Annotated in this window: 11 protein-coding genes; 7 read left to right on the forward strand and 4 right to left on the reverse strand. The window is 69.3% G+C overall.

What is annotated here, in order from left to right:
• A partial coding sequence (locus tag ABD841_RS22055) for a M14 family metallopeptidase (protein ID WP_344974838.1) occupies positions 1-1,360 on the reverse strand: 1,360 nt, incomplete at its 3' end.
• Positions 1,361-1,661: 301 nt separating this feature from the next.
• Here ABD841_RS22055 and ABD841_RS22060 point away from each other — a divergent pair.
• Both ABD841_RS22060 and ABD841_RS22065 read left to right on the forward strand, forming a co-directional pair.
• A complete protein-coding gene (locus ABD841_RS22060; protein ID WP_344974842.1) occupies positions 1,662-2,474 on the forward strand; it encodes a leucine-rich repeat domain-containing protein in 813 nt (270 codons plus the stop codon).
• Positions 2,475-2,690: 216 nt separating this feature from the next.
• Positions 2,691-3,395, forward strand: coding sequence for a dienelactone hydrolase family protein (locus tag ABD841_RS22065; protein WP_344974844.1), 705 nt, complete (start codon positions 2,691-2,693; stop codon positions 3,393-3,395).
• Positions 3,396-3,400: 5 nt separating this feature from the next.
• Here ABD841_RS22065 and ABD841_RS22070 read toward each other — a convergent pair whose 3' ends face one another.
• A complete protein-coding gene (locus tag ABD841_RS22070; RefSeq protein WP_344974847.1) occupies positions 3,401-3,808 on the reverse strand; it encodes an ATP-binding protein in 408 nt (135 codons plus the stop codon).
• Positions 3,809-3,958: 150 nt separating this feature from the next.
• On the opposite strand from ABD841_RS22070, the gene ABD841_RS22075 reads away from it, so the two are divergent.
• Positions 3,959-4,822 (forward strand): helix-turn-helix domain-containing protein, encoded by an 864-nt coding sequence (locus tag ABD841_RS22075; RefSeq protein WP_344974849.1) that lies wholly within the window; start codon positions 3,959-3,961, stop codon positions 4,820-4,822.
• A gap of 32 nt (positions 4,823-4,854) precedes the next feature.
• Complete coding sequence (locus ABD841_RS22080) at positions 4,855-5,082, forward strand: DUF397 domain-containing protein (RefSeq protein WP_344974852.1); 228 nt, start codon at positions 4,855-4,857, stop codon at positions 5,080-5,082.
• A gap of 56 nt (positions 5,083-5,138) precedes the next feature.
• On the opposite strand, the gene ABD841_RS22085 is transcribed toward ABD841_RS22080, so the two are convergent.
• The gene (locus ABD841_RS22085; RefSeq protein WP_344974854.1) at positions 5,139-7,961 is read right to left on the reverse strand and encodes an AAA family ATPase; all 2,823 of its coding nucleotides are present in this window, start codon (positions 7,959-7,961) and stop codon (positions 5,139-5,141) included.
• 104 nt (positions 7,962-8,065) lie between these two features.
• Positions 8,066-8,758 carry a hypothetical protein gene (locus ABD841_RS22090; protein WP_344974857.1) on the reverse strand — a complete coding sequence of 231 codons (693 nt, stop codon included), beginning with the start codon at positions 8,756-8,758 and terminating at the stop codon, positions 8,066-8,068.
• A gap of 1,138 nt (positions 8,759-9,896) precedes the next feature.
• Between ABD841_RS22090 and ABD841_RS22095 the strand changes: the two genes are divergently transcribed.
• Genes ABD841_RS22095 through gvpJ form a run of 3 tightly spaced genes read left to right on the forward strand, consistent with a single transcriptional unit; the run spans position 9,897 to position 12,314 of the window.
• Positions 9,897-10,616, forward strand: coding sequence for a hypothetical protein (locus tag ABD841_RS22095; RefSeq protein WP_344974860.1), 720 nt, complete (start codon positions 9,897-9,899; stop codon positions 10,614-10,616).
• A 5-nt stretch (positions 10,617-10,621) separates the two neighbouring features.
• Complete coding sequence (locus tag ABD841_RS22100) at positions 10,622-11,812, forward strand: SRPBCC family protein (RefSeq protein WP_344974863.1); 1,191 nt, start codon at positions 10,622-10,624, stop codon at positions 11,810-11,812.
• 55 nt (positions 11,813-11,867) lie between these two features.
• The gene (gvpJ, locus tag ABD841_RS22105; RefSeq protein ID WP_344974866.1) at positions 11,868-12,314 is read left to right on the forward strand and encodes a gas vesicle protein GvpJ; all 447 of its coding nucleotides are present in this window, start codon (positions 11,868-11,870) and stop codon (positions 12,312-12,314) included.
• Position 12,315: the final 1 nt, after the last annotated feature.

Consider the following 12,315-nt stretch of genomic DNA (forward strand, 5'->3'; position numbering starts at 1 on the left):
CGGTGTCGGTGCCCGCGGGGTTCGCGGTCCAGCCGGTGGCCGTCTCGAAGGTGTCGGAGTAGACCGTCACCGGCGGGTTGCCGGTGCCGCAGTACTGCGACTCCTTGCCGATGATCCGGTAGACGCAGTCGGAGTACTCCAGGAAGCGGAGCACGGCCTCCCGGTTGCGGGTCGTCTGCGGGACGATCTGCTCGTCGGGCGGGTAGAAGCCGGGGGACGCCCCGGTCGGGTACATCTCGAAGGTGAAGCTGAAGATCTTGTAGACGCCCCACAGCCAGTCGTCGATCGTGCCGTCGGTGATGTAGAGGTCGCTGGCCTGCTCGGGGGTGTAGCCGTTGGTGGAGGCCATGTTCTGGCCCAGGGCCGCGTGCGCGTCGCGGTCGTCCTGGGTCAGCCCGGGGGCGGTGTCGGCCGTGGTGTAGCCGTACGGCCACAGGATCAGCTCGCTGTAGGTGTGCCAGTCGATGTGGGACTTGATCTGCTGCACGCCGCCGACCACCCGGCTGCGGACCCAGTCGGCGACCGCCTTGACCTCGGGGGCCGACTCCGCCGCGGAGCCGCGGTAGGTGTCGCTGGAGGGGGTGGGAGAGGAGCCGCCGCAGCAGCCCCAGTTGTAGCCCCAGTTGCGGTTCATGTCGGTGCCGACGTACGAGGAGCCGGAGTTGGGCTGGCGGTTCTTGCGCCAGGAGCGGTAGGAGCCGGTGGCGATGTCGTACTCGCCGCCGTCGGGGTTGAGGTCCGGCATGATCCAGATCTCGCGGGAGTTCACCAGGCCCGCGATGCGGCTGTCGGTGGCGTAGCCGTCGGTGAACAGGTTGAGCAGGTAGATCGCCATCTCGACGGTCAGGTGCTCACGGGCGTGCTGGTGGTGGGTGAACAGGACCTCGGGCTCGTTCTCGTCGGTGGCGACGTTGTCGCTGATCTTTACGGCGATGAGGTCGCGACCCTCGTACGAGGTGCCGTAGCTGATCTTGCGGGCGATCGTCGGGTGATCGGCGACGATCTGGTTCACCGCGGCGGTCATCTCGGCGTAGTTGTGGTATCCGGAGTCGGCCGGTGGGAAGTCCGCGCGCTGTTCCGGCCCGGCCGGGGATAACGGTCGGGGGATCTTCGTGACGGTGTAGCCGAGTTTCTTGATCTCGGCGACCTCGGCTTCGCTGGCGGTGACCACGACCGAGTCAGGATCGACCTGGTCGATCGCGGCGCCGATCGCCGCGATCGCGCTGCGCTGCTGTGAGGTGCTCGGTCCCTGGACCTTGTACTGGCTGTTCGGGGGCGGCTCCGCCGACGCTCCCGCCCCGGTGATGCCGAGGCATAACAGCGCCAGGACCGCGAGCACCACGATCAGACGGCGTCTCACCTGCGTCCTCCTCAGACGCGCGATTTAGGGGGTTGTCGCGCGCCTGCACCGAGAGTCAAGCAAGGTCGTTGATTGGCAAAGGCCCAATTTTCCGGGCCCGGGCCGCGGCAGGCGGCAGTGCGCCGCCGGGCCACCCCGTGCCGGCCCACCGCGGAGCGGGCGGATCACGCGCGACCGGGGCCATGCCTGTGATCTACAAGTCCGTCTCCAGCGCCGGCCTCTAGCCTCGCCGGTGGTCCCCGCACCCGAAGCGGCACGGGGGCCGAGCCCGGACGCGTCGGCGACGAGGAGGAGAAAGATCTTGACGGGGATCGGGAACGGCCGGGACACCGCCGGAATACGAATCGACATGTGCCTGCGGCGCGGGTACACCACGCTCGACCTGTCCGGGCTCGGTGTGGAGGCATTCACCGAATCGATCGACGACCTCACTCACCTGACCGAGCTCAACCTGAGTGACAACTCGATGAGCGCCCTGCCCGAAGCGCTGGGAAACCTCACCGCCCTCAAGACACTGAGCCTGAGCGGAAACCGGCTGACCGCCCTGCCCGAGACGGTATGGAACCTCACCGCCCTCAGGACGCTCATCCTGAGCAAGAACCAGCTGACCGCCCTGCCCGAAGCGCTGGGGAACCTCACCGCCCTCGGGACACTGAGCCTGAGCGGAAACCGGCTGACCGCTCTACCGGAGGCGCTGTGGAACCTCCCCGCCCTCACCAAGCTCAGCCTGAGCGGAAACCCGCTGACCGCCCTGCCCGAAACGCTGGGGAACCTCACCGCCCTCACCGAACTCAGCCTGAGCAGAACCCACCTGACCACCCTGCCCGAAGCACTGTGGAACCTCCCCGCCCTCACCAAGCTCAGCCTGAGCGGAAACCCGCTGACCGCCCTGCCCGAAACGCTGGGAAACCTCACCGCCCTCACCGAACTCAGCCTGAGCAGAACCCACCTGACCACCCTGCCCGAAGCACTGTGGAACCTCCCCGCCCTCAGGACACTCTTCCTGAGCAAGAAGCAGTTGAGCGCCCTGCCCGAATGGCGGAAACGGCGGCCGGTCGTCGTTCCCGCCCTCACGGCGGATCGGGGCCGCCTGTCAAAAGGCCGGGACGAGTGACGGTAAAACCCGCAACACCTGCGCACTGCCCATAATCAGCCGCCGCGCGCTGGGCATGGGACGGGTGATGGGGTGACTGCACCGGCCGGAGGTGGCGGCTGTGTCGGACGCCGGGCGCGCGCCCGGCGGGACCACGCATACGTACCCGACGAACAGGGGTGGCCCGCTCCCCCCGATCCGGGGGGAGGGACCTCCCCGCGCCAGAGGAGGAAGGCGATGAACGCCGTCCGGATGAACCTGGAGCGGCTGGAGATCCCGGCCGTGGACGTCGTGCTGGAGGCCGACGTCACGGTGCCGCGACCGGCGCGGGGCCTGGTGCTGTTCGCGCACGGCAGCGGCAGCAGCCGCCACAGCCCGCGCAACCGTTACGTGGCGGGCGAGCTCCAGCGGGCCGGCCTGGCCACGGTCCTGGTCGACCTGCTCACCCCGGCCGAGGAGCGGGCCGACGCGTTGACGGGCGAGTTCCGCTTCGACATCGGCCGGCTGGCCGTGCGGCTGGCGGCGCTGGCCGGTTGGCTGGCGGATCACGAGCCGACGGCCGGTCTGCGCACCGGGCTCTTCGGCGCCAGCACGGGCGCGGCGGCCGCGCTCGTCGCCGCCGCGGCCCGCCCCACCCTGGTGAAGGCGGTCGTCTCCCGTGGCGGGCGCCCGGACCTCGCCGGGGAGGCACTCCGGTCGGTCCACCAGCCGACGCTGCTGATCGTCGGGGGGGACGACACCGTCGTCATCACGCTCAACCGCGAGGCGATGGAGCAGTTGCGCGGCGAGAAGCGACTGGAGATCGTCCCGGGGGCGTCACACCTGTTCGAGGAGCCGGGGACCCTGGAGCAGGTGGCCCACCTGGCCCGGGAGTGGTTCCTGCGCCATCTGCCGGAGGCCGCCGGGCAGGAGAGGCCTCTGCCGCGGATGGCCCCGGATTGACCCGGTCAGAACGCGACCTCGAACCAGAGCGTCCGGGAGCCCCGGGAGTCGTCGTCCAGAACGCCCCACCGGCGGGCGAGCAGGTCGACCAGGAACATTCCCCGGCCGCTCTCGGCCTCGGGGTCGACGCGCACATGCGGCCTCGACGCGCCCGACCCCGCGTCGCAGACCTCAACGAAGACGACGTCGGGCTCCACCGCGACGGTCATCGCCACCCTTCCGCCGCCGCCGGAGCCGGAGTGGACCACCGAGTTCGTCACCACCTCGCTGACCAGCAGGATGACGTCGTCGGAGGCGGGGTGCCCCTCACCCAGGAGTTCCCTGACTCGGCGCCGCGCCACCGACACCGACTCCGGGACCCCCTTGAGGGTCACGGTGGATCGAGGTGAGACGGCCTGCCGTCCGGTCGTCATCGTAGACCTCACTCCCCGACACGCATATTCCATGCACGTCGCGCTTCGAGATGGCACACTCACTCACGGTGAACTGTTCTATCAAGGACTGCAATACCTCATGTTGAGATTCCACAGTTTCCTGTCAGTAGGACGGAGGGAGGTAGATGCGTGGCTTCTCGGCGCAGCCCCACGGCCCGTCATCGCCGCCTGGTCGCTGAACTGAACCGTCTACGAGAGAACAGCGGGCTGTCGCGGGTGGAGGTGGCCGAGCTGATCGGTTCCACCGACACCACCGTCTGGAGGTACGAGACGGGGCTGACCCGTCCCCGGCCCTCCGACGTATCGGCCCTCACCGAGGTGTACGGCGTGACCGGGGAGGCCCGCGACTCCCTGATCCAGATGGCCGTGGAGGCCCGGCGACGGGGCTGGTGGCACTCGCACCGGCAGGCACTCAAGCCGGGCTTCGACTTCTACATCGGCCTGGAGGCGGAGGCATCGATCGTGCGCACGTACGAGCCTCTGGTCGTCCCCGGGCTGATGCAGACCGAGCCGTACGCACGCGCAGTCATCGGGGCGACCTCCATCGTCCAGACCCCCTCCGAGGTCGAGGAGACGGTGTCCGTGCGCATCTCGCGTCAGCGGTTGCTGTACGGGCCCGACGACCCGATCAGCCTCGTCGCGGTGCTCGACGAGGCTGTAGTCCGGCGCCAGATCGGCGGGCGCGACATCATGGCGGAGCAGCTGGAGCATCTCGTCCGGCTCGGCGGGCTGCCCAACGTGGAGATCCGGGTCCTCCCGTTCTCCGCGGGGGCGCACGCGGCCATGGACGGCAAGTTCTGCCTGCTCAGCTTCCCCGACAACGAAGATCCCGATCTGCTCTACCTGGAGCAGGCGGCGAGCGGGGTGGTACCGGACGACCCCGAGCAAGTGCGCCGATACACCTCGATGTTCGGAAGCCTCTGCGACATGGCTCTCGACACGGAGACGTCGGCATCCTTCATCGCCCAGATGGCGAGAAGGTTTTCCACCTAGCGAGGAGAGAAGAAAGAGTGCAAGGGTCCACGATGGATCTGTCCGGCGCCCGGTGGCGCAAGAGCGGTCGCAGCACCGGAGGCGACTGCGTGGAGGTGGCGGTCGTCCCCGGTGACCCGGCGCTGGCCCGGCACAAGGCCGACGCCGACCAGCTGTACCTCGTCCGCGACTCCAAGGACCCGGAGGGTCCGGCGCTGGCGTTCACGCGGAGCGAGTGGGACGCCTTCCTCGGCGGCGTGAAGGACGGCGAGTTCGACTAAAGGGCCTCCGGGGGAACCGCTCGGCGGTTCCCCCGGAATCCCCGGCCGCCGGAACCTCAGCGCGGCGGCCGGTCGTCACCGCCGTTGTAGCCGAGGATGCGCATCGCGACCTGGGGGTCCATCGCCGCGGCCAGCAGCTGGGCGCGCTCCACGGCGCGGTCCCGCTGGGCCTCCGCCCTGGCGCGGGCGGCCTGCACCCCCCTGGTGAGCGCGGCGACGACGCCCGCCCCGGCGATCGCCGCCAGCACGGCGACGAACACCACCAGCAGCGTGCCCGACTCCGGTGTGCCCGGCATCCGGCCCATCGTGGCCGTCCCGCCGTTGAGCGCGTAGACGCCCAGCATGGTGAACGCGGCGAGCGCGATCAGGCTGACGACGACCACGGACAGCGCCCGAAGTCCCCGCCGGCGCGGAGCGGGGGTGTCGGGAGGCGGCAGGAGCGGAGGGGTGGAACCGGACGGCCGCGGCACCGGGTCGCCCTGGCCCCACGGCACGAACTCCGGCTCGGCCACCACGGCCGGCGCGACCGCGGTGGAGACCGCCGCGCCGTGCCCGTTGCCGTTGACCACCGCGCCCTGGATGACCGCGGCGGCCGGTTCGAGCCGGGGCACGGCCACCGGGACCGGCAGGGCGCGCGAGACGTGGCTGTGCTCGCGGTGGGCCCGCGCGGCCTCCTGGTGGTACTCCTCGATCTCGGCGTAGAAGTCGTCCGAGGCGTAGACCGAGCCGTCCACCAGCGGGCCCTGGCGCTGTTCCAGGACCGCGACCACGTCCTCGCCGTTGAGCGTCTTGTGCGTCTCCAGCGCGTGGGCCAGGCAGAGCACCTCCCGCCGGTGCTCCCTCAGCAGTTCCTCCGTCTTGTCGAGCAGGCGCACCAGGTTGTACTCGATGCGCTCGCCCAGCACGTCGGGGGCCATCGGCTGGGCGCCGCCCGGCGGCTTGGTGAAGCCGATGCCCCCGCCGCCGCCTCCCGGCCCGGGCATCGACTTGCCTCCCATGATGTCCAGTTCCTGCAGCGCGGGCACCGAGGTCACCCCGCGGCCCATGCCCCAGTGCGCCTCCATCAGCGCGGTGAGGTACGTCGCCGAGAACAGGTCGCCGGAGACACCGGAGGAGTTGTCGTCGCCGAAGAACATCCGCTCCCCCGCCAGCGAGGCGAGCGAGACCATGATGTCGGCCTCGTGCTCGGACTTCCACCGGGTGAACTGGTCCTCGGGCTTGATGCTCGCGACCATGCCGAGGTAGTCGGCGCCCTTCTCGATGGTGGCGATGTCGATCTCGAGGTGGTAGCGGGTCCGGTAGGCCGCCACGGCGTGGCAGGCCTCGTGCACGGCCACCGCGTGCCGCTCGCGCTCGATGTACTCCACGTCCTCGGGCGGGCCGAGTTGCTTCAGGCGCTTGGCCCGGGTCACGTCCGACCAGGTGATGACCTCGCGGCCGTCGCGGATCGCGGTGATCAGCGACTCGTTCACCAGGTCCTTGATCGTGGCACCGGTGGCGTACGGTGTGATCGTCGCCAGCTTGTCGAGCTGCTCGTCGGTGAGCTCGTGGTTGACCTTGTCGAAGTATCCCCGGTAGGTGCGGACCCGGCCCGCCTTGGACGGGTAGCCCACCTTGTAGATGCGGTCGATGCGGCCCGGCCGCAGCAGCGCCTCGTCCAGCGAGTTGGGCATGTTGGTGGCCATCATGACCAGGATCCGGTACTTCGGCGGCGGCTTGGGCTGCATGCCGAACAGCCGCCGGACGTGCCGGTTGACGATGCCGCGTGGCTTCTTCAGGCCCGACAGTTCGGTGAGCAGCGCCTGGAGCGTGCCGGGGTCGCCGCCGCCCATGTTGCCGCCCATGAAGAAGCGGTTGCGGCCGGTGTCGGGCTCCTGGGCCCGCGCGGTCTGCCGGGTCAGCAGCCACTTGGTGTCGTCGTCCAGGTAGTTGAAGCCGTGGCAGCCGGCACCGTGCGGGGAGAACCCGGGGCCGCCCCGGGGGCCCTGCTGCGCGAGCGAGCCGCGCCTGCCGAGGGAGTCGGCCTCGTCGAAGAAGACGATCACGCCCCCGTACCGCAGCGAGAGCTTGCGGAGCTTCCTGAACAGCGACTTCACCTTGAGGATGCCGATGCCCATGAACATGTTGACGAAGGCGCCGGGGTCGACGAACACGTACGGCTTGCCGGTCTCGCCGGCCACGGCCTCGGCCATCAGGGTCTTGCCGGTGCCGGGCGGCCCCCACAGCAGCAGGCCGCTGGGCACGTAGCCGCCGCGCTCCTCGATCGCGTCGGGCTTCTCCAGGAAGACGATGTTCTCCTTGATCCGCTCGACGACGTGGTCCTGGCCCCAGACGTCGGTGAAGCGGGTCTTGATGTCGTCGGGGAAGTACGTCTCCACACCGCCCCGGGACAGCAGCCAGAACAGGCCGATGAACTGGAAGGCGATGAAGAAGAAGGCGAAGGCGAGCTGCGCCGCGTACGGCAGGGCCTGCCAGAGCAGCGCCGGCGCCTGGAACAGGGCGAGCGCGGGTGAGGTGTCCAGCACTTCGCCGAGGATCAGGGCGAGCACCGCGATCCAGAACAGCCACTTGACGGCGCGCGCCATCCGGAAGCGGTTCCAGTCGGAGAAGCGGCGGTGGGTCCAGCGCTCGAAGCCGCCGAACACGCCGCGCGTCCAGAACCGGTGGTAGCCGGCGGAGCGCTCGCTGACGAAGAAGTGGATCTGCCGCAGGAGCTCGGCCCCGACGAGCCAGAAGATCCACGGCGCCTCGCGGGCGGTGAGGGCCATCGCATCCTGGAAGGTGATGATGCCCTCGAAGGACGCCATCTGATTCCAGACCAGGACGAAGTAGATGATCCCGAGGATGAGGACGAACTTGATCCGGTCCCAGAACGGCATCCGCTTGCGTCTGTCAGGGTGCGGATCGTTCGGTCCGGAGCCGGGCGCCCGGAGTCCTTCGAAGCTGGGTGGCGGTGGAGGTGACTTCATATACGGGCTTCTCCTCACCCGGTGAGTCGCTTGACCTTGAAGGATTGCGCGATCCTGTCGAACTCTCCGGCGCGTTTCCGGTAGCAGGCGGCCGAGCAGCGGATCAGCAGCGTGGACATCTGCTTGCCGTCCTCGGCCAGGTAGGAGGTGAGGTCGAAGGTCTCGACACCCGCGCCCTGGATCGCGTAGTTGAACCGCACATGCACGCCGCGCAGGCCGTCTCCCGGCTGGAGCACCTCGTCGACGAGCAACTCGAAGTCCTGCAGCGGGTAACCGGGGATCTCCGCGTACTCCTTGCGCACCGCGTCGGTCACGGGCAGGACGGCGTTGCGCATGCCGTTCAGCGAGACGGCGTCCTGTTCCTCGGGGAGAAGCTTGGTGATCCGGGCGAACACGAAGGGCTCGTCACCGGTGCCGTATCCGAGCAGGTGGTCCGGGGAGGGCTGGGCGTGGGCGTCATACGCGATCGACCAGATGAGCTGCTTGCGCAGCTGCGCGGTGGCCGACTCCGCGTCGGCCCCGATGGTCGCCTTGTCCAGCGCCGCCTGGTCGACCCGCTGCCAGCTCGCCGGGACCTTGAAGTATGTCTGCCCGTCGTCGTGGCGGACGTAGGTGAACTCCGGATTCGCACATCCGGTCAGCCCGCCGAGTATGGCGGAGACGACCGCCATCGACATCACGGCGAATCTGGCCTTTGATCTTTTCACCAGGCCTAAACCTCCGCTTTACGGGTCAACGGGGTAGTTGTGCCCGCTTTTCAAGTATGTCTCTCCTCCTTCGGGGCGACCATCCTGGAAATCTTGACCAAATCTTGGCGGGAATACGGCTTCACTTGTTACGGAAAGCATCTGTTAGGGGCCGGTAACCGTTGACATGCCGTCCCCCTCATCACGGAAGCGATGTTTCGCCCGTTTCACCCCACCGGCACCAAGCCTTGCGCCGAGCGGGAGGGGCGGACACGTCCGCGTCCCCCTCGACCGGCGCCGCCGGATCGGCGGCCGCGGAGCACGGCGAGCACGGATCCGGGCCCGTCCGGCGGGAGGCGAGCCCCCGGACCCGGTGAGGGCGGACCCGCGGGCCCGGCGAGGAGGACGCCGGATCCGCGGGCGGAGGACGACGCGCCCTTTACGACCGTCCGCCCGCCCGCACAAAACGGTCGGGGCCCGGCCGCGGCACACCCCGGACCGGGGACGGGAAATCACGTCCCGCGGGAAAGCGAAGAGGGCGCCGAACGGAGCCGAAGGATCTCCACGGCGACCGGGAGACACCCGACGGCCATCCCGGCGAGGCGCCGGCCCGCTCCGTGAACGTTGAACGAGTTCCACGACGGGGAAAAGCGCACGACATTAAATCCATCAAATCATGAAAGCGATTGACAAAACGAGAAAGAATCCATATCCGATAACATGCGTTTCTCGTCGAGAAAAAGAGCGGCCGGGACGACCGGCGGGGCATCATACCTGATCAAGACCGCCGATCGCCCGCGATCGGCGACGCCCGCCCCGCCCTCCGGCCCGCCGTCGCCGCCGCTCCCCCGCCGCCATGCGATCCGGACGGCCGTCGCGGAACCCCGCCACCACGCCCGCCGGCCCGGTCCGGGAAGGGCCGCGACGAAGAGTCGCAACAGGCGCCTCCCCGACAATGACGCTTTTTGTAACTTTTTTACCTATAAACGCTTTTATCCACTCTTTGGAGGGTACGAAACGGGACATTCGAGGCAGGATGCTCCCCGCACATTCAACACAAAACACGTCGAATCAAGTCGATGCCGTCCTTTTCCCTGGCACCCCTACCGAGGCGACCACGAAGAGGCCGGTCGCGCGGCGGAGCAACCGGGAGGAAGTGGTGATCGTGAACAATGGGGCACGGGTGGCCCTGGCCGTCGCCGCGGGCTATCTCCTCGGGAGGCGCCAGAAGCTACGGCTGGCGATGGCGCTGGCGGCCGCCGGCGCGACCGGGAGGTTGAGCGCGGGACAGGGCAACCTCATCCAGCAGGCATTGAACATCCTCAACTCCTCACCCGAACTGGCGAAGATCACCCAGAGTGTCCGCGGTGACCTGGTGGACGCGGGCAGGGCCGCGGCCAGGACCGCGGTGAGCAGGCAGATCGACTCGCTGAGCGGCAGGCTGCACGATCGGGCCGAGTCGTTGCGGAGCCGGGAGCGGGCCGGCGTCGTGGAGGAGCCCGAGGAAATCGAGGAGGGCGTGGAGGCCGTGGTGGGCGAGGAGCCCGCGGCGCGCGGCAGGAGACTGTTCGGCGGACGCAGGAAGGCACGCCCGGCAGCCGAGGAGGAGGCGCGCGAAGAGGAAGGCGCGGAGGAACCGGAAGAGGAAGAAGAGGAAGAGAAGCCCGCCAGGAAACCCGCGGCCACCCGCGGGCGCACCGGTGCCGCCGCGGGCCGGGGCCGCACGGCGGCCGCGTCCCGGAGGCGGAGCGCCGGCGAAGAGGAGGGTGAAGAAGAGGAAGGCGAGGAGGAGCCGGCCCCGCCGAGGCGCCGTGCGGGCACGCGGACCACCGCGACGGCCACACGGAGCCGGGCGGCGACCAGCCGTACGCGGAGGTGACCTCGATGGCCGACACTGCAGGGGAGAGACCCGTCCGGGAAGGTGACCAGGGGTCGCCCGTGGACCGGCTCACTGATGAGTTCCGGAACCTCCTCGGCGCGTTCGCCGAGCGGGCGCTGTCGTCGGTCACCGACAGGGTGGAAGGGGCGACCGGCCGGCTGACGGACTACGTCGAGAACACCGGAACGGGGCTGCTGGGAGCGCTGGCCGGCGGGGGATCCGGGAAGATGGACGTGGTGAGAGGGCTGGGCAAGATGGCGATCGGCGGCCTGGTCAAGAAGATCACGGGAGGCGGCAAGGGCGGCGGCGGGCAGAGCGGGAAGCTGCGCCTGACCAACATCGTCGAGTCGATCGACGTCGGCGCCCCGGTGCGTCTCGTCTACAACCAGTGGACCCAGTTCGAGGATTTCTCGAGCTTCATGAAGAAGGTCGAGAGGGTCGAGCAGCAGTCCGACGAGAAAACCGGGTGGCGGGCGCAGATCTTCTGGTCCCATCGGGAATGGGATTCGACCATTGTCGAGCAGGTGCCGGACCAGCGCATCATCTGGCGTTCGAAGGGCGCGAAGGGACATGTCGACGGCGCGGTGACCTTCCACGAGCTCACGCCCGACCTCACCCGGGTCCTGCTCGTCCTGGAGTACTACCCGCAGGGCCTCTTCGAGCGCACCGGCAACCTCTGGCGCGCCCAGGGCAGGCGCGCGCGCCTGGAGCTCAAGCACTTCCGCCGGCACGTCATGAGCCGGGCGCTGCTGCATCCCGACGACATCGAGGGGTGGCGCGGCGAGATCCGCGAGAGCAAGGTCGTGAAGGATCACGAGACCGCCCTGCGGGAGGAGGAAGAGGCCGAGAGGGGCTACGAGGAAGAGGAGTACGAGGAACCCGAGGAGCGCGCGGAGGCCGAAGAAGCCGAGGAGGAACCCGAGGAGGAGGGCGAGCTGGAAGAGGAGGAGCCGGAAGAAGAGGCGTACGAGGAGGAGGAACCCGAGGAACGCCCGGAGCGCCGACGGCCCGCCGCGCGGGGACGGGCGGAGGAAGCGCCCGAGGAGGCGGCCGGAGAAGAGGAAGAACCCGAGGAGGAACCGGAAGAGGCCCGGGAGGAGCGCCCGGCACGCCGCCGGCGGCCCGCCGCGCGGGAGGAGGCGGAGGAGGAACCGCCCCGCCGCCCGGTCCGCCGCAGGGCCGCGGCTCGCGCGTGACCCGAGAGGCACGTGAAGGGGCGACCCCGGGGGGCCTGCCCAGAGGGGAAGACCAATGACCATTGTGCAGCCGTCAGGGGGAGGCAGGGCGGCCGGCCACCGGACCTCGTCCGGCCTGGCCGACGTCATCGACACGATCCTCGACAAGGGGCTTGTGATCGATGCCTTCGTCAGGGTCTCACTGGTCGGTATCGAAATCCTGACGATCGACGTGCGGGTCGTGGTGGCGAGCGTCGACACCTACCTGCGGTTCGCGGAGGCGACCAACCGCCTCGACCTCTACCAGGCCGGCGGGCAGAAGGGGCTGCCGGAGCTGATGGAGGACATCACGCAGGGCGGCAGCAAGGCGAAGATCCAGGGCGCGGCGCAGGGACTGCTGGACATGGCCGAGGAGAGGCTCCGCGGCCTGACCAGCGGCTCGAAGGGTGACGAGTACGAGGAGGAGTACGAGGAGTACGAGCCCGAGCCTGCACCCCGCCGGAAGCGGCGGAGAGAGGAATGAG

Origin of the sequence: Streptosporangium fragile (genome assembly GCF_039534445.1) — a bacterium.
Lineage (GTDB): Bacteria > Actinomycetota > Actinomycetes > Streptosporangiales > Streptosporangiaceae > Streptosporangium > Streptosporangium fragile.

Coding starts and splice junctions, on each gene's coding strand:
- gvpJ (WP_344974866.1), top strand. CDS start 11,868: ATGACCATTGTGCAGCCGTCAGGGGGAGGCAGGGCGGCCGGCCACCGG.
- ABD841_RS22070 (WP_344974847.1), bottom strand. CDS start 3,808: ATGACGACCGGACGGCAGGCCGTCTCACCTCGATCCACCGTGACCCTC.
- ABD841_RS22100 (WP_344974863.1), top strand. CDS start 10,622: ATGGCCGACACTGCAGGGGAGAGACCCGTCCGGGAAGGTGACCAGGGG.
- ABD841_RS22065 (WP_344974844.1), top strand. CDS start 2,691: ATGAACGCCGTCCGGATGAACCTGGAGCGGCTGGAGATCCCGGCCGTG.
- ABD841_RS22080 (WP_344974852.1), top strand. CDS start 4,855: ATGGATCTGTCCGGCGCCCGGTGGCGCAAGAGCGGTCGCAGCACCGGA.
- ABD841_RS22085 (WP_344974854.1), bottom strand. CDS start 7,961: ATGCCGTTCTGGGACCGGATCAAGTTCGTCCTCATCCTCGGGATCATC.